19 protein-coding genes are annotated in these 19,801 nt (G+C 67.2%); 6 read left to right on the forward strand and 13 right to left on the reverse strand.

The genetic code is table 11. The annotated features are described in order from the left end of the window. Positions 1-224: 224 nt before the first annotated feature. Both FHP25_RS42220 and FHP25_RS03910 read left to right on the forward strand, forming a co-directional pair. The gene (locus FHP25_RS42220; protein ID WP_269434377.1) at positions 225-356 is read left to right on the forward strand and encodes a hypothetical protein; all 132 of its coding nucleotides are present in this window, start codon (positions 225-227) and stop codon (positions 354-356) included. Between the two features lie 315 nt (positions 357-671). Beyond that, entirely contained in the window at positions 672-1,652 is a 981-nt protein-coding gene (locus tag FHP25_RS03910) for a Bug family tripartite tricarboxylate transporter substrate binding protein (protein ID WP_147845589.1), read from the forward strand. Positions 1,653-1,785: 133 nt separating this feature from the next. Here FHP25_RS03910 and FHP25_RS03915 read toward each other — a convergent pair whose 3' ends face one another. The 8 genes from FHP25_RS03915 to FHP25_RS42225 all read right to left on the reverse strand — a co-directional run bounded on the left by FHP25_RS03915 (position 1,786) and on the right by FHP25_RS42225 (position 9,560). After that, a complete protein-coding gene (locus tag FHP25_RS03915; RefSeq protein WP_147845590.1) occupies positions 1,786-2,691 on the reverse strand; it encodes an SDR family oxidoreductase in 906 nt (301 codons plus the stop codon). Between the two features lie 140 nt (positions 2,692-2,831). Further along, positions 2,832-3,419 (reverse strand): adenylate/guanylate cyclase domain-containing protein, encoded by a 588-nt coding sequence (locus FHP25_RS03920; protein WP_269434378.1) that lies wholly within the window; start codon positions 3,417-3,419, stop codon positions 2,832-2,834. A 458-nt stretch (positions 3,420-3,877) separates the two neighbouring features. Further along, complete coding sequence (locus tag FHP25_RS41720) at positions 3,878-4,186, reverse strand: TauD/TfdA dioxygenase family protein (RefSeq protein WP_147845592.1); 309 nt, start codon at positions 4,184-4,186, stop codon at positions 3,878-3,880. A 155-nt stretch (positions 4,187-4,341) separates the two neighbouring features. Further along, positions 4,342-5,355, reverse strand: coding sequence for a hypothetical protein (locus FHP25_RS03930; RefSeq protein WP_178133273.1), 1,014 nt, complete (start codon positions 5,353-5,355; stop codon positions 4,342-4,344). Positions 5,356-5,826: 471 nt separating this feature from the next. Next, on the reverse strand, positions 5,827-7,164 hold the full coding sequence (locus FHP25_RS03935; protein WP_147845594.1) for an ABC transporter substrate-binding protein: 1,338 nt from the start codon (positions 7,162-7,164) through the stop codon (positions 5,827-5,829). 160 nt (positions 7,165-7,324) lie between these two features. Further along, complete coding sequence (locus FHP25_RS03940) at positions 7,325-8,203, reverse strand: carbohydrate ABC transporter permease (RefSeq protein WP_147845595.1); 879 nt, start codon at positions 8,201-8,203, stop codon at positions 7,325-7,327. Beyond that, positions 8,196-9,143 carry a carbohydrate ABC transporter permease gene (locus tag FHP25_RS03945; protein ID WP_147845596.1) on the reverse strand — a complete coding sequence of 316 codons (948 nt, stop codon included), beginning with the start codon at positions 9,141-9,143 and terminating at the stop codon, positions 8,196-8,198. The genes FHP25_RS03940 and FHP25_RS03945 overlap by 8 nt, the downstream gene beginning before the upstream one ends. A gap of 285 nt (positions 9,144-9,428) precedes the next feature. Beyond that, positions 9,429-9,560, reverse strand: a complete 132-nt coding sequence (locus FHP25_RS42225) for a hypothetical protein (RefSeq protein WP_269434379.1) — start codon at positions 9,558-9,560, stop codon at positions 9,429-9,431. Between FHP25_RS42225 and FHP25_RS03950 the strand changes: the two genes are divergently transcribed. Together FHP25_RS03950 and FHP25_RS40640 are read left to right on the forward strand one after the other, a co-directional pair. After that, on the forward strand, positions 9,559-10,842 hold the full coding sequence (locus FHP25_RS03950) for an amidohydrolase family protein (protein ID WP_147845597.1): 1,284 nt from the start codon (positions 9,559-9,561) through the stop codon (positions 10,840-10,842). The two genes, FHP25_RS42225 and FHP25_RS03950, sit on opposite strands and share 2 nt — an antisense overlap. A 443-nt stretch (positions 10,843-11,285) precedes the next feature. Continuing rightward, complete coding sequence (locus FHP25_RS40640) at positions 11,286-11,444, forward strand: hypothetical protein (RefSeq protein ID WP_178133274.1); 159 nt, start codon at positions 11,286-11,288, stop codon at positions 11,442-11,444. 34 nt (positions 11,445-11,478) lie between these two features. Here FHP25_RS40640 and uraH read toward each other — a convergent pair whose 3' ends face one another. The 3 genes from uraH to FHP25_RS03965 all read right to left on the reverse strand — a co-directional run bounded on the left by uraH (position 11,479) and on the right by FHP25_RS03965 (position 16,113). Further along, positions 11,479-11,841, reverse strand: coding sequence for a hydroxyisourate hydrolase (uraH, locus tag FHP25_RS03955; protein ID WP_147845598.1), 363 nt, complete (start codon positions 11,839-11,841; stop codon positions 11,479-11,481). A 15-nt stretch (positions 11,842-11,856) separates the two neighbouring features. Beyond that, positions 11,857-15,369, reverse strand: coding sequence for an indolepyruvate ferredoxin oxidoreductase family protein (locus FHP25_RS03960; protein ID WP_147845599.1), 3,513 nt, complete (start codon positions 15,367-15,369; stop codon positions 11,857-11,859). 318 nt (positions 15,370-15,687) lie between these two features. Continuing rightward, positions 15,688-16,113, reverse strand: a complete 426-nt coding sequence (locus tag FHP25_RS03965) for a hypothetical protein (RefSeq protein WP_147845600.1) — start codon at positions 16,111-16,113, stop codon at positions 15,688-15,690. A 145-nt stretch (positions 16,114-16,258) separates the two neighbouring features. Between FHP25_RS03965 and FHP25_RS03970 the strand changes: the two genes are divergently transcribed. Both FHP25_RS03970 and FHP25_RS03975 read left to right on the forward strand, forming a co-directional pair. Beyond that, on the forward strand, positions 16,259-17,782 hold the full coding sequence (locus tag FHP25_RS03970) for a M81 family metallopeptidase (RefSeq protein WP_147845601.1): 1,524 nt from the start codon (positions 16,259-16,261) through the stop codon (positions 17,780-17,782). A gap of 18 nt (positions 17,783-17,800) precedes the next feature. After that, positions 17,801-18,436: a phosphohydrolase gene (locus tag FHP25_RS03975; protein WP_147845602.1), complete on the forward strand. Its 636-nt coding sequence runs from the start codon at positions 17,801-17,803 to the stop codon at positions 18,434-18,436. Positions 18,437-18,441: 5 nt separating this feature from the next. On the opposite strand, the gene FHP25_RS03980 is transcribed toward FHP25_RS03975, so the two are convergent. After that, positions 18,442-19,215 (reverse strand): VOC family protein, encoded by a 774-nt coding sequence (locus tag FHP25_RS03980; RefSeq protein WP_147845603.1) that lies wholly within the window; start codon positions 19,213-19,215, stop codon positions 18,442-18,444. Between the two features lie 22 nt (positions 19,216-19,237). Then, positions 19,238-19,768, reverse strand: coding sequence for a hypothetical protein (locus FHP25_RS03985; RefSeq protein ID WP_147845604.1), 531 nt, complete (start codon positions 19,766-19,768; stop codon positions 19,238-19,240). Between the last annotated feature and the right edge of the window lie 33 nt (positions 19,769-19,801).

Genomic DNA, 19,801 nt, shown 5'->3' on the forward strand with positions numbered 1-19,801 from the left:
GTCTTTTGAGCGGTTCCATCGCACGGGAACGATGATGGCGTAGGGCGCCTCGACGGGGCGGACCCGTGCGCAACGACGGTCTAAAAGATCCTTCGCTGCCCTCAGGATGACAGCGAGCGTGTGGCAGGCCCTGTCTTTGGTTGCGGCGGCCCAAGGCTGCGCTGTGCGTCTTCCCGCAGGAGACGGAAGGGCCATATGCGATCGTGTGGAGAGAGAGAGGCGCCGTGACACCAATCGAGCGAACCGATCGTGCGCTTGCCCTGGCGGTGGATCAATTTGCCGGCCGCAGCATCGTGCTCGACACGTTGGTGCACGACATCATCACCACACAGCCAATCGCCATCCGATTTGCATGAGCGTCGCCGCGCAGCGATCAACGCCTGTCGTATTGATGGACGCCGCGATGCCGCGCGATGCCTCTCGATCGACAAGCGATTCCGCTCGTTGCACAACGCGATTCGCAACCCTATAACCGCCGCCAAGCGACAGTGTCCGTCCTGCCGACAACTCGATCCGATGCGTGCATCGGCAAAGAGATCGCCAGGTGGGCTCCGTCATGGAAGACATCCGGCGCGTCCATCGAGCGGGGCGCGTTCACTGGGTGAGAGCTCCTTCGTCGTCAAACGAGCGAAGCGGCGCACAAAACCGTCAAGGGAAAGCGATATAGCGATATGAAGAGTATGGTTCGTGGCATGCGTTTCTGTGCCATCTTGTCGATTGTGCTGGCGATGCTCGGCCCGGCTCATGCGCAATCGTATCCGGAACGCCCCATCCGTCTGGTCGTCCCGTTTCCTCCAGGCGGTTCCACGGACGTCGTCGCGCGCATCCTGGCCCAGGACTTGTCGACAACCTTGAAGCAGAACGTGATCGTCGAGAACAAGGCTGGCGCTGCCGGCACGATCGGGATTCAGGTGGTGGCCCAAGCGAAGCCGGACGGCTACACCTTCGGTGTATCTGGTGTCGGTCCGGTGGCTCTCATTCCGCTGATCGACAAGAAGCTGGCCTACGATCCGGTCAAGGACCTGGATGTGGTCGCAATCATCAGCACGATCGATCTGATGTTTGCCGCCAAGCCGGGTGGAAAGAAGTCCCTCAAGGAGATCCTCGAGTTTGCGAAGAACAACCCGGAGAAGGTCGCTTACGGCTCGGCAGGAGCCGCCGGGCCGATTCACGTTCAGTTCGAGTATCTGGCGAAGTTGTCCGGTGCAAGCATGCTGGACGTGCAGTATCCGGGAGATGCACCGCAGCTGTTCGCGCTGATGTCCGGCCAGATCGACGTAGGGCTGCTGTCGCTCTCGTCCGCGACCGGCGCAGCCAGGGATGGAAAGATCATTCCGCTTGCCGTCGGCAGCCCCAGTCGCGTGAGCTCATTTCCCGACCTGCCGACGGTCGTCGAGGCGACCGGCCTGAAGGACTACTCCGCCTATGTCTGGACCGCTCTCGTTGCGCCGAAAGGAACCCCAAAGGAGGCGCTCGACAAGGTGAACGCTGCCTTGAACGCGGCCCTGAACAAGCCCGAGATCAAGGAGCGGCTCGACCAGATCGGCATGCAACCGCTCGGAGGCGACGTCAAGGCGGCAAACGAATTCATCGACAAGGAGATCGCCCGCTACAAGACGATGGTTGCGGTGACGGGCGTCAAGCGGGAGTAGGCGGCTCACCACCAGCGTCGGGAGCTGGCGGCAGTGGCGAGCGCGGCAACGCGCTCGCCTGGGCCGGAACGGGAGACACATCAACGGAAGACGAAGCTCCCATTGACGGTCCCTGCGCGGCAGGCCGACCAGCCTAGACGGCGATGCCGAGCCGCTTGCGGACGTCCTCGTCGAGCGTCTTGGCGTAAGGCGCCGAGCCCGTCATGTCGAAGATCTGATCCTTGGCGGCGGCGAAGTCCTCGATCGTGTTGATCTTGTCGACGTTCAACACCGCGCCTTTTGTCTTCACGAGCTTGATGCGCGAATACCAGCCGGCGCCGGCGGCGACGATCTCACCCGTCACGTCGCATTGCTCCGCGCAGAGCCAGGCGACTGCCGGCGCGATCTGTTCCGGTGCAAGCCGCTTCAGCAGCTCTTCCGGCATCACGCCCTGCGTCATGCGGGTGGCGGCAACCGGCGAAATGCAGTTGATCTTGATGTCGTGCTTGGCGCCTTCCATCATGAGATTGTGCATGAGGCCGACCATGGCGGCCTTGGCTGCTCCGTAGTTCGATTGCCCATAGTTGCCGGCAAGACCCGATCCTGACGTGGTCAGGACCACGCGCCCGTATTTCTGATCGATCATGTGTTGCCAGGCGGCTTTGGTGACATAAACGGACCCGAGCAGGTGAACCTTGATCACCGCGTCGAAGTCGTCCAGCTCCATCTTGGCGAAAGTCTTGTCCCGCAGGATGCCGGCATTGTTGATGACGACGTCGAGCTTGCCGAATGTATCGATGGCCGTTTTCACCATGCGGGCGGCGCCTTCGCGATCGGCGACGCTGTCGTAGTTCGCGACCGCCGTTCCACCCGCCGCCTTGATCTCCTCGACGACCTTGTCCGCTACGGCATTCGAGCCACCCTTGCCGTCCGTCGAGCCACCCGGGTCGTTGACGACGATGCGGGCGCCACGCGAGGCAAGCAGGAGCGCATACGATCGCCCGAGGCCGGCGCCAGCGCCGGTCACGAGAGCAACACGATTGTCGAAACGAATGGTCACTTTGACTCCTCCAATTGACGCCCTGATCGGCAGCCGATCAGCGCTCAAGGTGATACCGCGGTCTTAGGCCGGCGTGCCGCCACGGTGCAAGCATGCGATCGCAGGTTCGCACATGCTGGTGCGCAGAGGACCAGGGCACCTCATCTGAGGCCGATCAGGTCGATGACCGGGACCGGACGGCTCATGCCGCGCAAGGTCAGCTCGCCCAGCGGTTCGACCTTGGCGAGGCCGTCGACCGCGGCCGCCAATCGGCCGCTGGCCAGCACCTGCCCGTGGCTCGCCTGGGCGCACAAGCGCGCCGCCAGGTTGATGACGGCGCCGATCGCCGTGTAGTCGATGCGATCCTCGAAGCCGATGCGCCCGAGCGTTGCGTAGCCTTGCGCCATGCCGATGCCGCAACCCAGATTGTGCCCGCGCTTCGCCCAGCCGCGTGCCAGGTGCGCGACCGCGTCACGCATCTCGATCGCCAGCTGAACGGCGCGCTGTGGTGCGTCCGGGCAGGGCAGCGGATCATTGAAGAACACCATCATGCCGTCGCCGGTGAAGCGATCCAGTGTGCCCTCGTGCTTGCGGATCAAGGGCCCGACCGCGCCATGATACTCCGCGAGCAGCGCCATGATGTCTTCGGGCTCAGCGGAGGACCGGGGCGAACTACCAAAGCGCGTACAACATCTCCTATCTGGCGCTGGCGCATGCCCAGGCCGGCGAGGGCGCGCGCGCCCTTGCAATTGCTGAACAGGCCATCGGCGAGGTCGAGCGGAGCGGCAAGCGCTGGTGGCAGGCAGAGGCCTACCGGATCAAAGGCCAGCTGCTTCTGGCCGAGGGACGTCGTAAGGAAGCCGAAGACTGCTTCGAGACCGCGCTCGCCTGCGCGCGCCGTCATGAGGCGAGGTTCTGGGAGCTGCAGGCCGCGCACAGCCTCGCGCAACTGTGGTCGGAGCGCGGCGCTCGAGCACGTGGCCGCGACTTGCTCGGGGCGGTCTATGCCGGCTTCTCGGACGGCTTCGAGACGCCTGCACTGCAGGACGCCAAGCGAATGCTGGACCTGCTGAGCTAGCAAGTCGCGACTGTCATCCCGAGCGCCCCTTCGACAGGCTCAGGAGAGGGATCTCCTGCGAATGGCGCACCGCGCGTCGCCTGCCGGAGATCCCTGTCGAAGGGGCGCTCGGGATGACAGGCGGTGCGATCAGGCGCGCACCGCGGCAGGCTCGGCGCCGACTGGGATGGGCGCCTCGCCCAGCACCGTGGTGCGGCGCAGCTCGCGGCGATGGCCGGCATAGTCGTTGATGGCGAAGTGCTGCAGGCAGCGATTGTCCCACATCGCGAGCGCACCGGGCGACCATACGAAGCGGCAGGTGAACTCCGGCCGCACGGCATGGCTGTAGAGGAACGCCAGCAGCTGCCGGCGATGCGCGTCACCTCGATATGCCGATACGCCACGCCCGCCTCCTGCGTTCAGGTGTCCCGGACACGACGCATTATGTGCGAGCTGAATCCGATCAGATACTGCGCAAGGTGCTCGCCGGCGCGATTCCTGTGACCGCCTCTTCGGAAGGAACTGCTGGCTGAGGAGGCACCACCGTGCTCAATGCTGCGATCGGCAGCCTGATGAAACATCTCGCCGGGGTCATCGGCGAATCCATGCCCGTCTCAGATTCCGTCTGGCTCCAGATATTCCCAATAGGAAGGCTGCTGATAGGCCGGCGAGTTCGCGAGCCTGGTCCACATGCGGATGTAGGGATTGTCGTCCGCCATGATGGCGGGGTTGTAGTAGGTAGCGTCAAGCGCGTCGATGTCGATCACGGGGTCGTCGTGATGCCACGTCCAGATGACGTAGCTCATGAATGCCGCCGCGTGAGCAGCTTCGCCCTTGCGTGCTGCTTCGATCAGCCGCGTCGCCAGCATCTCCTGCGAGAAGCGCCGGCGCGAGAAGCGGTAGACGCCCTCCATGACGCGGCACATCATCTCGTGGTGGAAGAGGATCTCAGGATGCGCGTGCAGATCGTAGACGGCGTGGGTCAGCTCATGGACCAGCGTCTCCTTGTCGCTCCGGCGCCCGGGCATGTAGGACCTGAGGCGGAGCAGATTCTTCTTCGACGTGTACAGTCCGTTCAGCGCGTGGCCACCCGAATCCTTGAGATCGGTGACCAGCTTTACGGTCACGCGCCCGTCGCGGATCGCCGTTTGCAGATCGCGGTAGTCTTGCGGTTCGACGGTGAATCCGCGGTACCGCAGCGCTTTGAGGACCGGGATGATGGCATCGAGGTCTCGCAGCACGGACTGACGCAGCAGGCGATAGCTGAATGATCCGCGGCGAAACTCGCGGTCGGGAATCCAGTCGGCGGGTGGGATGAACAAGCGCCCGCGCTCAGCGCCGCGGAAGGAAAAATTCTTGCCGTCGTTGGACTCGGTGCAGCCGAGCAACTGGTGCATGTACCAGTTCACTTCCTCGGGAACATCCGTTCGGAAGTTGAAGATAATGATGTCCCAGGGGTCGAAGAAGCCGTGCCTGACGGCAACCGATTGCCAGTTGTCCGAGTCGATGATGTCATACGGCTTGGCTGCATCCGGCGGCGGCCAGACCGTGATCAACGTCTTAGGCGCACGCCATACAGGTTTGAATTTTAAAGGCTTCTTTGGCACTGCAAACGGGACCGAGGGCATGAACTCTCTCCCATATGCGATATTCTGACCATACAGAAAGTGAGCGCCCACGTCAATCTAATGTCAGCTTCCGCGATATGTGCCGTACCCGCCCGGTGCCAGCGGCAGCGGCACGTGGTGATCGCTGGCCGTTTCGGTGATCTCGACGTGGATGGGATCCTGGTCCGGATGCTCGCCATCGGAGCGCCCGTGGCCCGGAGTCCGGCCGCCGCGTCGAGCTCCAGCGCGCAGGGGGCGGCGCGGAACGTATCGCGCGACAACAATGGCGGATCGATGCGCCCGTCGCTGTTGGTGCGGCCCTGGGTCAGTAGGGTACGCCGATCACCGACAACGTGATCGGGCCGATGGCCATGCCGGCTCCGGGTCTCGCGGTCTCGGCGCAAGTCTCGGCTTCACCGAAAAATTGCGCCTCTCCAAGCACCACGAAGCCCCTTGTCAGGAGCCGGTGCGCCACCTCGGGCGCCGTCGCGGTTACGTGCGCCGCCTGCGATAGATCTCCGTGATCTCCTTCTCGCCCCAGCTGATCGCCTGATCGAGCGTCATGCGGCCCGTCGCATACTGCGCGAACATGTCGGGGATGATGTAGAGGTCCAGCACCTGCTGCGAGGCGGCGGTGGTGGGGCCGGGCCAGGAGGGCGGGACCGTGACCTTGGCCACGTCCGGGATGTGCCGGTACTGCGGGTCGCTCTCGTAGACCGGATGCCGCGTGAGGTTGTTGAGGAACGGCATGTTGAAGCCGTGGCCGGCCTCCACCCATTTGTCCAGGTTCTCGGGCCGGAAGTGGAAGCGCAGGAAATCCTTGGCCAGCTCGGCGTTCTTCGCGAAGTTCCAGATCCCGACGCACCAGAACCCGGTCGTCGCCTTGCGGCCCTTGGGCCCCCGGGGCGTGTTCAGATGGTCGATCACCTCGGCGATCGGCTGCTGTGTGCCGGGTACCCGCACCTTGTCCTTCTTCGCCGATTCGAAGGCGCTGATGGGGTTGTGAATGCCGATGCACTTGCCGGCGTTGAGGCAGCGGTTGTTGCTGGCGTCGTCCCATGCCAGCACCTCAGGGTCCATGGCCTCGGTGTAGAGCCGCTTCACGAACTCCATCGCCTCGCGGGTCTCGGGCGAGTTGATGGTCACGGTCTCGCCGTCCTTCGCGACGTAGGAGCCGCCGTAGGACCACAGGATCGACAGCAGCGTGACGTTGGCGTCGCCGCTGTGGCCCAGCGCGATGCCGAAGGGATGGCCGATCGCCTTGCCCTTCTTGCCGATCCGCAGCCAGTCCTCCCAGGTGTCGGGATTCTCCTCGCCGAGCTTCTTGAGCAGGTCGGTCCTGACTGCCATGGGGAAGGGCGGCTGCCACCACGGCAGCAGGGTCCAGGTGCCGCGGATCAGGTAGTCGTCGGGGTTGAGCCAGCCGCCGTTCTTCCGCCCGATCTCGGCCGCGACGTCGTTCAGGCCGACGAGGTGGTCGAAATAGAGCTCGGCGTCGCCCAGTCCGGGACCGAGCGCTGTCAGGTCATGCCCGGACCGTGCCTGCACCTCCGCCGCCTTCTTGGCCTGCAGCTGCAGGTGCGCGATGATGTCGAGCCTGACCTTCACCTTGTTCAGCGCCCCCCATTCCTCGAGCTGCCGCTTCAGCTCCTTGTCCGTCTCGGGCACGAAGCTGGCGACGGTGAGGAAGGTGAGCTCGCGGGCCTGCGCGTAGGCCGGCGGCTGGCGCGAGGCGAGCACGCCGGCGAGGCCGGCGGCGCTGCCGGCCGCGGTGCGCAGGAACTGCCGCCGGCGCTGCCGGCGAGGCTGTCCGATGCTGGATGTCGCCATCTCGTTTCCTCCCTGGCGCCAGGCTATGGTGGTGCCGCTGCAGCCTCTGTCATCCCTCGCTTCGCTCGGGATGACAGATCGGCCCTACCGAGAGCCCTCTGCTTGTGTGGCGGGTGCCGGACCCTCCGGCGTGCGGCCCCCGCTCGATTGGCAATCGCCGTCACTTGATGGCCCCGGAGGTCAGGCCGGAGACGTAGTAGTCGAGGAAGAGCACATAGGCGATCACGATCGGGATCGAGCCGATGCAGGCCCCGGCCATGAGCGAGCCCCAGTAGTAGATGTCGCCGCGGATCAGCTCCGAGAAAACGCCGACAGTCATTGTCTTGAGCTCGGCCGGCGACACGAACACCAAGGCGTAGAGGAACTCGTTCCATGACAGCGTGAAGGCAAACAGCGCCGCGCAGATCAGGCCCGGCACCGCGGCCGGCAGCAGGATGCGCAGCATGCTCTGGAAGCGGCTGCAGCCGTCGAGCATGGCGCATTCCTCGATCTCCTTGGGCACCGTGCGGAAATAGCCCATCAGGAGCCAGGTGCAGAACGGGACGAGGAAGGTCGGGTAGGTCACGACCAGCGACCAGAGGCTGTCGGACAGCCCGAGCCAGTTCACGACCGAGCTGAGCGGCAGGAACAGAAGGGACGGCGGCACCAGGTAGGTGATGAACACCGCCACGCCGAAGGAATCGGCGCCAGGGAAGCGCAGCCGCGCCAGCGGATAGGCGGCCAGCACGCTGAGCACGACCGAGATCGCGGTCGCGGTCACGCTGACGATGAGGCTGTTGGCGAACCAATCCCAGAACGGCGTTTCCGCCGACAGCAGCGTGTAGTGACTGGCGGTGATGCCTTCCGCGATCCAGAACGGCACGGAATGGACGTCGTAGAGCTCGGCGTTGCTCTTGAGCGAGGTCACCAGCATGAAGTAGAGCGGGAACAGCGCGAAGAGGACGTAAGGCAGCACCGGCAGGTAGATGGTAAACAGGGCGCGCAGGGCACGCCTGCGGCGCGTCCGCCTCACCCTGCCGATCGCGATCGCGTTATTCATAGAGCGCCGCCTTGCGCACCAGGCGCAGCTGCAGGAACACCACGGCGAGCAGGATGGGGAACAGGAACAGCGAGACCGCGGCGCCTTGCCCGATCTCGCCGCCCTGCAGGCCCAGTGCGAAGGAATAGGTGGCGAAGAGGTGTGTCATGTTCATCGGCCCGCCCTTGGTCAGGACGTAGACGATGTTGAAGTCCGACAGGGTGAAGATCGCCGAGAACAGGATCACCACGGCCAGCACCGGCGTCAGCAGGGGCAGGGTGATGTGCCAGAAGCGTCCGACCGGGCCGGCGCCATCGGCCTCCGCCGCTTCGTAGAGCTCGCGCGGAATCGCCACCAGGCCGGCCAGCAGAGTGATCGCGAAGAACGGCAGGCCGCGCCAGACATTGACCAGGATCACGACGAACATCGCGAGATACGGATCGGGCAGCCAGGGGATGTCGTGATCGGCCAGGCGCAGGCTCTTCAGCGTCCAGTTAACGACGCTGTAGAGCGGCTCGAACATCCACCACCAGACCAGGGTGCTGAGCGCGGTGGGCACGATGAACGGCAGCAGCACGGCGCCGCGGATCAGGCGCTTGAAGTGCTTGATGCGGAAAAGAAGCAGGGCCAGCGCCATGCCGAGCACGATCTTGGCGGTGAGGGCCGCGGCCGTGAACAGGATGGAGTTCTGGAGCGTCTGCACGAAGATCGAGCTGGAGAACAATCGCCCGAAATTGCCGAGCCCCACGAAGCTCCCGGTTGTGCCGACACGCGCGTCGCTCAGGCTGAACCACACCGAGAGCACGAACGGATAGGCGACCAGGAAGGTGAGCAGGAAGAACGCCGGCGCGATGAACGCGTAGGCGGTGCGCGACTCACGCGTCAGCACGCCAGCCCGGCGGCATGGCGCCTCGCCCGTGACAGGCACGGCCAGGTCGAGATCGGCGGTTTTCAGCGTCATGGGCGTGTCTCCGCCCACCGGTTTCGGATGCACGCACCCTACGCGACCGCACCCACCACCCGCTCTGCGAGGGCAATCATAGCACACGAATGATCGACCAGCTTGCCAAGTTTGCCGCTGGCACCGCCGCGCCGGCAGCGATGCTTGCAGAAACTATTGGCGATGCGGCGCAAATTCTCGTTTCATCAGGCCCGGGTCAGAACCGAGCCTCCGCTCGTGCGAGCGATGACCAGAGAGCTCGCTAAAGCGCGCAACACAAATCGCGACTGTAATGCTGGTCTTAATCTAAAAGCGCAGGGTGAGGCTGCCCGTGATGGCGTGGTCCTGCGCGCTGCCGGCGAACTGGCCGCTATAGGCGACGCCGAACCTGGCGTAGCGGGTGACGTCGATGTCGATGCGGGGGGAGGAGACGTTCATGCTCGACCTGATCATGCGCGACGCCAGGCTGGCGGACGGAAGGCGTGGCGTCGATATCGGCGTGCGGGGCGGCCGCATCGCGGCGGTCGAGCCCAGCCTGAAGGCCGAGGCCGGGCAGGTCATCGACGCCCAGGGCCGGCTGGTCACGGCGCCCTTCGTCGATTCCCACTTCCACATGGATGCGACGCTGTCGGTCGGGCTGCCGCGGCGCAACCGCTCCGGCACGCTGCTGGAGGGGATCGCGCTATGGGGCGAGCTGAAGCCGATCCTGACCCAGGAGGCCATCGTCGAGCGGGCGCTGGCCTATTGCGACTGGGCGGTGGCGCGCGGCCTGCTGGCGATCCGCAGCCATGTCGATATCTGCGATCCACGCCTGCTGGCCGTCGATGCGCTGCTGGAGGTCAAGAAGAAGGTGGCGCCCTACCTCGACCTGCAGCTCGTGGCCTTCCCGCAGGATGGCGTCTATCGCTCGGCCGGCGCCATAGCGCTGCTGCAGGAGGCGCTGCGGCGCGGCGTCGACGTGGTGGGCGGCATTCCCCACTTCGAGCGCACGATGGAGGAGGGGCGCGCCTCGGTGCGCGCCCTGTGCGAGATCGCGGCGGCGCAAGGCCGGCTGGTCGACATGCATTGCGACGAGACCGACGATCCGATGTCGCGCCATGTCGAGACCCTGGCCGCCGAGACGGTGCGCCTGGGCCTGCAGGGGCGGGTGGTCGGATCGCATCTCACCTCGATGCACAGCATGGACAACTACTATGTGTCGAAGCTCATTCCCCTGATGGCGGAGGCCGATCTCGGCGTGATCGCCAATCCCTTCGCCAACATGGTGCTGCAGGGCCGGCACGACACCTATCCCAAGCGCCGCGGCATGACCCGCGTGCCCGAGCTGATGGCGGCCGGGCTGACGGTGGCGCTGGGCCACGACAGCGTCATGGACCCCTGGTACGGCCTGGGCAGCGGCGACATGCTGGACGTGGCCCACATGGCCGTCCACGTGGCGCAGATGACCGGCCTGGAGGCGATGGCCGCCTGCTTCACGGCAGTCACCGACAACGCCGCCCGGCTGCTGCATCTGGACGGCTACGGCCTGACGCCCGGCTGCCACGCCGACATGGTGCTGCTCGACGCCCACGACCCGGTCGAGGCCATCCGCCTGCGCGCCACGCGCCTGAAGGTGATCCGCCGCGGCCAGGTCATCGCGCAAGCCCCGGCGCAGCAATCCACGCTGACGCTGCCGGGACGCCCCGCCAGCGTCTCGTTCCGCCGCCCGCCGTTGGCGTGAGCATACATGAGCTTTCGACCACCTTCCCCCGCAAGCGCAGGGCTGTCCGGGGAAAAAGCCTTCATGGTGAGCTTGTCGAACCATGAAGGCCACGCACGACGGCTGGTGCGAGACGCTTCATGGTTCGACAAGCTCACCATGAAGCGTTGCTGCAGCGAAAAGTGCCAGATTCTACCAGACATTTTCCCCGGACAGCCCTGCAAGCGGGGCAGGGATTCGCATATGGGAGCGCCGTCTCCTCTCCCCGCTGCCGCGGGGCGAGGGGTGGCTGTGTGGTTCCCGGCAGCCGCAGCAAAAGTGATTGATCTTTGGAGAAGAACAATATATCAAGGCTCTCGGGGAGCAGCTTCGCGAAGAACCTGCATCGCAGCGAAGACCGACCGGCGGCAGCTTGCTTGCTGCCTGTGGCGTTGCTCCCATTCATCCAGCCGGGGGAAGTGCGCATGCCTGTCGGCTATTCGCGCCGCGTAGGGAATATGTCGTCGCCCGCGGCATCCAGCCAGGATCGCGTCGCTCAAGCGGTGGCGGCGAAAGCGAGTTTCAGTATTTTTCGACGTTTCCGTCACGGGGTTTTCCGGATGAAAAACGGCAACCCCTTGTAATAGCTGGATAATCCGGTCGATGTCCCGGCCCCGGTCAACTGCCGCGATAGGTGCTGTAGCCGCCCGGCGCCAGCAGCAGGGGCACGTGGTAGTGGCCGCCCTCGTCGCTGATCTCGAAGCGGATCGGGATGGTCGTCCATATGCTGCCGGTGGGGCCGCCGGCATCGTGGAAATAGGCGGCGGCGTCGAACTCCAGCTCGTACAGGCCGGCGCGCAGCGTGTCGCCCTGCAGCAGCGGCTGATCGGTGCGGCCGTCGGCGTTGGTGCGGCCCTGCGCCAGCAGGGCGCGGCGGTCGTTGACCACGCGGTAGAGGCGCCAGGCCATGCCAGCGCCGGGCCGGCCGCGCACGAGATCGAGCACGTGCGTGGTGAGGCCCGGCGGCCTGACGGCGGCCATGGTGCCGGCCGCCCGCTACTCGGCCGCCAGCGCCGGCGGCGCCGCGGGCTTGCGGAAGGCGGCCAGCAGGTTGGCCTCGCGCTCCTTGACCTTGGCCAGGTTCTTCTCCTTGACATGGCCGAAGCCGCGGATCTGGTCGGGCAGGGCGGCGATCTGCACCGCCATGGCGTGGTTCTGTGGCGACAGCGCGCCGATCACGTCGCTGATCGTGGCCATGTACTCCTCGATCAGGCGGCGCTCGGTCTTGCGCTCCTCGGTGCGGCCGAAGATGTCCAGCCGGGTGCCGCGCAGGCCCTTGAGCTTGGCCAGCACCTTGAACATCGTGAACACCCAGGGCCCGTACTCGCCCTTGATGAGGTGGCCGGTGGCGGGATCGCGGTCGGCCAGCAGCGGCGGCGCGAGGTTGAACTTCAGCTTGAAGTCGCCTTCGAACTGCTGGCGCAGCTTCTTCAGGAACTCGCCGTCGGTGTAGAGCCGCGCCACCTCGTACTCGTCCTTGTAGGCCATGAGCTTGTAGAGCGACTTCGCCACCGCCTCGGCAAAGCCGTTGCGGCCCTTGGTCTTCTCCTGCTCGGCCGCGATCGCCTTGCCGACGAAGGCGCGATAGCGCTCGGCATAGGCCGCGTCCTGGTACTGCGTCAGCAGCTCGACGCGCCGCTTGACGAGCTCGTCGAGGGTCGGCTGCGGCAGCTTCTCCTCGCGCATCTGCGGGCGCGCCACGGCCTCGACCGCCTCGGGGTCGTGCGCCGCCAGCCGGCCCCAGTTCAGGGTGCGGATGTTGGCCTCGACGGCGACGCCGTTGAGCTCGATGGCGCGGTGCAGGGCGGCCAGGCTGAGCGGCACCAGGCCCTTCTGCCAGGCATAGCCCAGCATGAAGAGGTTGGTGGCGATCGAGTCGCCCAGGATCGCCGTGGCGAGCCCCGTGGCGTCCACGAACTCGGTCGCCGGCGTGCCCGCCGCCTCGCGGATCGAGCGCATCATCACCTGCTGCTCGAAGTCGATGTCGTTGTTGAGCACGAACGAGGCGGTGGGCTGCACATAGGCGTTGATCACCGCCTTGGTGACGCCCTGCTCGATGCGCGACAGCGCGCCGGGCGAGGCCGCCACCACCATGTCGCAGCCCAGCACCAGGTTGGCGCCGCCGGCGGCGATGCGCACGGCATGCAGGTCGGCCGGCGCCGGCGCCAGGCGGATATGACTCATCACGGCGCCGTTCTTCTGCGCCAGGCCGGTGAAGTCGAGCACGGTGCAGCCGCGGCCCTCGAGATGCGCTGCCATGCCGATCAGCGCGCCCACGGTGATCACGCCGGTGCCGCCGATGCCGGTCACCAGGATGCCGTAGGGCTCGCTGAGCGGCCGCAGCGTGGGCATCGGCAGGTTGGCGAAGGGATCGGCAGCCGCGTCGCCGGCCGCCTTGCGGTTGCGCTTCAGCCTGCCGCCATGCACGGTCACGAAGCTGGGGCAGAAGCCGTTCACGCAGGAGAAGTCCTTGTTGCAATTGGACTGGTCGATCTGGCGCTTGCGCCCCAGCTCGGTCTCCAGCGGCTTCACCGACACGCAGTTGGACTTCTCGGAGCAGTCGCCGCAGCCCTCGCACACGGCGTCGTTGATGAAGGCGCGCTTCTGCGGGTCGGGGAAGGTGCCGCGCTTGCGCCGGCGGCGCTTCTCGGCGGCGCAGGTCTGGTCGTAGACGATCACGGTCAGGCCCGGCACCTCGCGCAGCTCGCGCTGGATGGCGTCGAGCTCGTCGCGGTGGCGGATGGTGACGCCGGGCGCGAAATTGGTGCCGGCCGGATACTTGTCGGGCTCGTCGGTGACGACCACGATGCGGTTGGCGCCCTCGGCCGCGACCTGCTGCGTGATCTGCGGCACCGTGAGCGGGCCGTCATGCGGCTGGCCGCCGGTCATGGCCACGGCATCATTGAAGAGGATCTTGTAGGTGATGTTGACGCCGGCCGCCGCCGCGGCGCGGATCGCCATCAGGCCGGAGTGGTGGTAGGTGCCGTCGCCCAGGTTCTGGAAGACGTGCTTCTCGGACGTGAACGGCGCCGTGCCGATCCAGGTGACGCCTTCGCCGCCCATATGGCTGATCAGCGATGTGCGCCGGTCGGGCATCCACACCGCCATGCCGTGGCAGCCGATGCCGGCCAGCGCGCGGCTGCCCTCGGGCACGCGCGTGGACGTGTTGTGCGGGCAGCCGGAGCAGAAGAAGGGCGTGCGCACGGTCTTCGACGCCGGCGCCGCCAGCAGCTTCTCCTTGGCCTCGACGCGCGCCAGGCGCTGGCGCATCTCGGGGCTGTCGCCGCCATGCTTCATCAGCCGGTCGGCGATCACGCGCGCCACGCCGGTCGGCGACAGCTCGCCTTCGGTGGGCTGGATGCGCCTGCCGTCCTCGTCCTCCTTGCCGATCACGATGGGGCGGCGATCGCCCGGCAGGTTGTAGAGCAGCTTGACGAGCTGATCCTCGAGGTTGGAGCGCTTCTCCTCGACGACGATGATCTCCTCCAGCCCGTCGGCGAAGGCGCGGGCGCCGGCCGGCTCCAGCGGCCAGGTCATGCCGACCTTGTAGAGGCGGATGCCCAGTGCCTGCGCCTTGGCCTCGGTGATGCCGAGATCCTCCAGCGCCTGGCGCGTGTCGAGATAGGCCTTGCCCGTGGTCATGACACCGAGCCGCGCCTTGGGTGCGTCGAGCACGACGCGGTCGATGCCGTTGGCGCGCGCGAAGGCCTTGACGGCCTCCATCTTGGGGCCGTGCAGGCGCCTCTCCTGGTCCAGCGGCGGGTCGGGGTTGCGGATGTTCAGCCCGCCCTCGGGTATGTCGAAGTCGGTCGGGATGACGATCTTGATGCGCTCGGGATCGACGTCGACCGAGGCGCCGCTCTCGACCGTCTCGGAGATCGCCTTGAAGCCGATCCAGCAGCCCGAGTAGCGCGACATCGCGAAGCCCAGGATGCCGAAATCGATATACTCCTGCACCGTCGCCGGATTGAGCACCGGGATCATGGCCGCGGTGAACACCTGCTCGGACTGGTGCGGCAGGGTCGAGGACTGGCAGCCATGGTCGTCGCCGGCATAGACCAGCACGCCGCCGTTCTTCGAGCTGCCGGCGGCGTTGCCGTGCTTGAGCACGTCCATCGAGCGGTCGACGCCGGGGCCCTTGCCGTACCAGATCGCGAACACGCCATCGACGGTGGCGGTGGGGAAGAGGTTGGTCTGCTGCGTGCCCCACACCGCGGTGGCGGCGAGGTCCTCGTTCAGCCCGGGCTGGAAGTGGATGTTGTGCCTGGCCAGGTGCTTCTTGGCGCCCCACAGGGCGTTGTCGTACATGCCCAGCGGCGAGCCGCGGTAGCCGGAGATGAAGCCGCCGGTGTTCAGCCCGGCCTTCTGGTCGCGCTGCTTCTGCATCATCGGCAGCCGCACCAGGGCCTGGATGCCGGTCAGGTAGACGCGCCCGCGCTCGCGGATGTAGCGGTCCTCGAGCGTGTAGTTGTCCAGCGTCACGTCCGCGATACGAGCGGGGGCATTCATGTGCTTCACTCCCAAGCGGCACCGGCCTTGCAGCCGCCGTCCGCGCGGCGGCCGCCGGTTGATTGCGGCTTCGAGGCCGACGTTATCGCACCGCGGCAGAGGGATGCAAACGACCGTTCACATGGCTGGAATACCCGCCATGGCGTTCCAGGGGCCCCAGCAGCCTTCATGGTGAGCACAGGTGAATGCTTCGCATTCACCGAGTCGAACCATGAAGGCATCGCACGAGCGGTGGCGCGGCGCTTCATGGTTCGACTCGGCGGATGCAAGGCATCCGCCTGTGCTCACCATGAAGCTCTCCCCATTTTCCATCAGGCTCTAGCGTCGGGGCGGCGGCGTGTTGGTGACCGGCGGCGGTGCGGCGGGCGGCCCCACCGGCGTGCGGTTGGCGGGCGGGACGGCCTGGACGTCGTCTTCCACCTTCACCAGCGTGTAGCCCTTGTTGCGCATGCAGAAGTTGGTGAGCCGGTTCTCGTAGAAGAAGCGGTCGCTCTCCAGGCGCTGGCGCCAGAGCCAGTAGTCGGGCTGGTAGCGGTAGCCCCAGTAGCCGGGGCCCATGATCGGGAAGCCGCTGTAGAAGGCATAGGAGCGGAATGCCTCCTGCTGCGCCTGCTGCCGGCAGTCGCGCCGATCGGCTTCGGTCACGGCGTCGGTCGTGCCGGGGCGCTCCCAGGTGTACTGCTCGCAGCCGCCCAGCAGCAGGGTGACGGTGGCGGCGACGGCGGCAATGGACGAACGGCGCATGACGAAGCCCCATGGTCGGGACGGCTGATGCATCAACACTGCCGGACGCTAGCACATCCTGCATGCTGGTGACATGTGAAGCCGGTGGCGCCGGGTCAAGGCGCCGGGGTATAGGCGGGGGCTGTCCCTTGGAGCGGAGCGTGACATGGCGCGTATCGCCGTCGGTGGTTTCCAGCACGAGACCAACACCTTCTCGCCGCAGCTTGCGACATGGGAGGAGTTCGAGCGCGCCGATGCCTGGCCGCCGTTTCTGCGTGGCGCGGCGATGGTGCCGGGCGTCGAGGGCTTCAACATCCCGATCGCCGGCGCGATCAAGACGCTGATGGCGCTGGGCCACGAGGTCGTGCCGCTGTGCTGGTGCGCGGCGCCGCCCAGCTCCTATGTCACGCGCGATGCCTACGAGAAGGTGGCCGGCTGGATGATCGAGGACCTGCAGGCGCTGGGGCCGTTCGATGCGGTCTATCTCGACCTGCACGGCGCCATGGTGGCCGAGCATCACCAGGACGGCGAGGGCGAGCTGATGCGCCGCGTGCGCGCCGTCGTGGGCGACGCCATCCCGCTGGCCGCCAGCCTCGACTACCACACCAACATGACGCCGGAGATGGTGCACCACGCCACGGCGATGATCGGCTATCGCACCTACCCGCATGTCGACATGGCCGACACCGGCAGCCGCGCGGCCGAGCTGCTGGACCGGCTGCTGAAGGACAAGCGGCCGCTCCACAAGGCCTATCGCCAGTTCGACTTCCTGATCCCGCTGGTCTGGCAATGCACCCTGCAGGAGCCGGCGCGCAGCATCTTCGCGCTGCTCGATGACATCGAGCGCGGCGCCGGCGGCGCCCACAACCAGGGCATCGTGAGCCTCACCCATACGCCCGGCTTCCCGCCGGCCGACATCGCGCAATGCGGTCCGGCGCTGGTGGTCTACGGCCACGACAAGGCCGCGACGGAGGCGGCGGCCGACCGGCTGGCCGATGCCGTGCGCAGCCGCGAGGCGGCCTTCGCCGGCAAGCTCTACACGCCCGACGAGGCGGCGGTCGAGGCGATCCGGCTGGCCAGGACGGCGAGCAGGCCGATCGTGCTGGCCGACGTGCAGGACAACCCCGGCGCCGGCGGCACGTCCGACACCGTGGGCCTGCTGCGGGCCCTGGTGGCGCATCGCGCGCAGGGGGCGGTGATCGGCATGATGGTCGACCCGGCGGCGGCGCAGGCGGCGGCCGAGGCCGGCGAGGGCGCCGTGCTGCGCCGCGGCATCGGCGCCGCCGTCGGCTATGCCGGCGAGACGCCGGTCGAGGCGCGCTGGCGCGTGGTCAAGGTCGGCAGCGGCGTCTTCACCGGCGCCGGCCCGTTCTACGGCGGCGCGCGCTTCCAGATCGGCCCGATGGCGCTGGTGACGGACGAGGATAGCGGCGTCTCGGCGGTGCTGGCCTGCAAGCGCATCCAGGCGGCCGACCAGGAGATGTTCCGCCATGTCGGCGTCGAGCCCAGCCGCACGCCGATCCTGGGGCTGAAGTCGACGGTGCATTTCCGCGCCGACTTCCAGCCCATCGCCGAGACCATCCTCGTGGTCCAGTCGCCCGGCGCGCATGTCACCGACCCGGTGGAGCTGCCCTACACGCATCTGCGCCAGGGCATCCGCCTGCGGCCGCTGGGGCCGGTGCGCGCCTGAGCGGTGAGGGCGCCGGCCATGCCGTCGATCAGGTCCTCGATGGCACCGCGCGCCTGGGTGCGCCTGGCTTCGGGCCGGCGCATCGACCTGCTCAATCCCTCGCCGCTCGACTTCGAGGACGAGGACATCGCCATCGGCCTGTCGCGCACGCCGCGTTGGGGCGGCCATTCGGTCTGGGAGTGGCCGCTGTCGGTGGCGCAGCATTCCATCCAGGTGCTGGAGCTGGCCAAGGCCAGGAGCCCGCAGGGGCTGGCCGTGCCGCTGCAGCGTGCGGCGCTGCTGCACGACGCGTCGGAGGGGCTGATGGCCTTCGACCCGATCTCGCCGGTGAAGCCGTTCCTGGGGCCGGGCTACCAGGCGCTGGATGCGCGCCTGCAGGCGGCGATCCATGTCCGCTATGGGCTGCCGGCGAGCCTGCCGGCGGACTGGATCGCCATGATCAAGGACGCCGACAAGGCCTCGGCCGCGGCCGAGGCGCGCCATGTCGCGGGCTGGACGGTGCAGGAGATCCGCCAGGCGCTGGGCATCACGGCGCGGCCGCCGGCCGAGGATCCGCTGGCGCGCCGCTACGGCTGCACGCCCTGGGAGCCATGGCCGGCGCGCACCGCCGCCGAGCATTTCCGCGCCGCGCTGGCGGCCCTGGGGCCGCCATGAGCCGGCTAGGGCTTGCTGCCGACCAGGGCGAACATCGCGCCCTGCGGGTCCATGCCCTGGATGATCCAGTCGCCGCCCGGGACCTGCATCGGCCCCATCAGGATCTGGCCGCCGGCATCCTTGACGCGCCCGCCGGCGGCGTCGATGTCGCCGACGTTGAAGTAGTACAGCCAGAACGGGAAGGGCATCTCGGCCGGCTTGTTGAACATGCCGCCGGTCGGCTCGCCGCCTTTGCCGAACAGCTGGTAGGTGCCCATCGGGCCGATGTCGACGGCGTCGAGCTTCTGCCAGCCGAACAGCGCGCTGTAGAAGGTGAGCGCCTTCTGCCAGTCGACGGCGAGCAGCTCATGCCAGCCGGTGCGGCCGGGCGTGCCCGGCGCCGGTGGCGCCGACGCGTCGGACGTCTTCGACTTGAAGAGCGCGATCGTCGCCGCCTGCGGATCACTGATGATCGCGAAGCGGCCGACCTCGGGGATGTCCGTGGGCGGAACGATCACGCTGCCGCCCAGCTGCCCGGCCCGGCTGGCGCTGGCATCGACGTCGTCGACCGCGACGTAGCCGATCCAGTGCGGCGGCGCGCCCATCTTGCGCGCTTCCTCGGGCAGGGTCAGCAGGCCGCCCATCGGCGTCTCGCCGGCGGTGAACATGGTGTAGGTCATGCCGGGCATCGGCATGTCCTGCGTGCCCCAGCCCACGACCTTGCCGTAGAAGGCCTTGGCGGCTTCCGTGTCGGTCGTCATCAGCTCGTACCAGACGAAACGGCCTTGCGTGTCGGTCATGGCTTGCCTCCGTTGCTGCGGTTCAGACGGCGCGCCGCTCGGCCTGCTCCAGCCAGTAGCTGGCCTGCGCCGGGTAGTCGGTCGACGCGAGCGACTCGATCATGCGGCCCGGCGCACCTTGGCGCGGGTAGGTGGCGCTGGCCTGACGCACGAGGTTGGCCGAGGCCAGGTGGAAGTAGAGGTAGTCGCCCTCGCGGCGATGGAAGATCAGCTCCTGCCGGCCGCGCAGCACGGTGAGGCTGAGCGTGTGGCGGCCGTTGGGCGTGTTCTCGGCCAGCTGCTTGACCGGGATGTCGCGCTGGCCGTTGTCCATGCCCATGATCCGCGGCGCCCGCGGATCGAGCACCGAATCGCGGCCGGAATCGCGGACCCAGCCCACCAGCCGCGCGGCCTGCGGCGACAGCTTCTCCGGCCCGCCGCGGTTCTGGCAGGCGGCCAGGCCGAGGGGCAGCGCGGTCAGCAGCAGCCGGCGAGAAATCGACAGCAGGCCGTCGCGGCCGGCTGCCGGGGCGATGCGAAGGGGGGCGCATCGCACGTCGAGAGATTGCTTCATTCATTTCCTGCGCGAATTGAGTCGTGGCGCTTC

The organism is Vineibacter terrae (assembly GCF_008039615.1).
Lineage (GTDB): Bacteria > Pseudomonadota > Alphaproteobacteria > Reyranellales > Reyranellaceae > Vineibacter > Vineibacter terrae.

Excerpts from the sequence above, each read along its gene's own strand:
- FHP25_RS03910 (WP_147845589.1), top strand. The coding sequence starts at position 672 with ATGAAGAGTATGGTTCGTGGCATGCGTTTCTGTGCCATCTTGTCGATT.
- FHP25_RS03930 (WP_178133273.1), bottom strand. The coding sequence starts at position 5,355 with ATGCCCTCGGTCCCGTTTGCAGTGCCAAAGAAGCCTTTAAAATTCAAA.
- FHP25_RS03935 (WP_147845594.1), bottom strand. The coding sequence starts at position 7,164 with ATGGCGACATCCAGCATCGGACAGCCTCGCCGGCAGCGCCGGCGGCAG.
- FHP25_RS03940 (WP_147845595.1), bottom strand. The coding sequence starts at position 8,203 with ATGAATAACGCGATCGCGATCGGCAGGGTGAGGCGGACGCGCCGCAGG.
- FHP25_RS03945 (WP_147845596.1), bottom strand. The coding sequence starts at position 9,143 with ATGACGCTGAAAACCGCCGATCTCGACCTGGCCGTGCCTGTCACGGGC.
- FHP25_RS03950 (WP_147845597.1), top strand. The coding sequence starts at position 9,559 with ATGCTCGACCTGATCATGCGCGACGCCAGGCTGGCGGACGGAAGGCGT.
- FHP25_RS42225 (WP_269434379.1), bottom strand. The coding sequence starts at position 9,560 with ATGAACGTCTCCTCCCCCCGCATCGACATCGACGTCACCCGCTACGCC.
- FHP25_RS40640 (WP_178133274.1), top strand. The coding sequence starts at position 11,286 with ATGCCTGTCGGCTATTCGCGCCGCGTAGGGAATATGTCGTCGCCCGCG.
- uraH (WP_147845598.1), bottom strand. The coding sequence starts at position 11,841 with ATGGCCGCCGTCAGGCCGCCGGGCCTCACCACGCACGTGCTCGATCTC.
- FHP25_RS03960 (WP_147845599.1), bottom strand. The coding sequence starts at position 15,369 with ATGAATGCCCCCGCTCGTATCGCGGACGTGACGCTGGACAACTACACG.
- FHP25_RS03965 (WP_147845600.1), bottom strand. The coding sequence starts at position 16,113 with ATGCGCCGTTCGTCCATTGCCGCCGTCGCCGCCACCGTCACCCTGCTG.
- FHP25_RS03970 (WP_147845601.1), top strand. The coding sequence starts at position 16,259 with ATGGCGCGTATCGCCGTCGGTGGTTTCCAGCACGAGACCAACACCTTC.
- FHP25_RS03975 (WP_147845602.1), top strand. The coding sequence starts at position 17,801 with ATGCCGTCGATCAGGTCCTCGATGGCACCGCGCGCCTGGGTGCGCCTG.
- FHP25_RS03980 (WP_147845603.1), bottom strand. The coding sequence starts at position 19,215 with ATGACCGACACGCAAGGCCGTTTCGTCTGGTACGAGCTGATGACGACC.
- FHP25_RS03985 (WP_147845604.1), bottom strand. The coding sequence starts at position 19,768 with ATGAAGCAATCTCTCGACGTGCGATGCGCCCCCCTTCGCATCGCCCCG.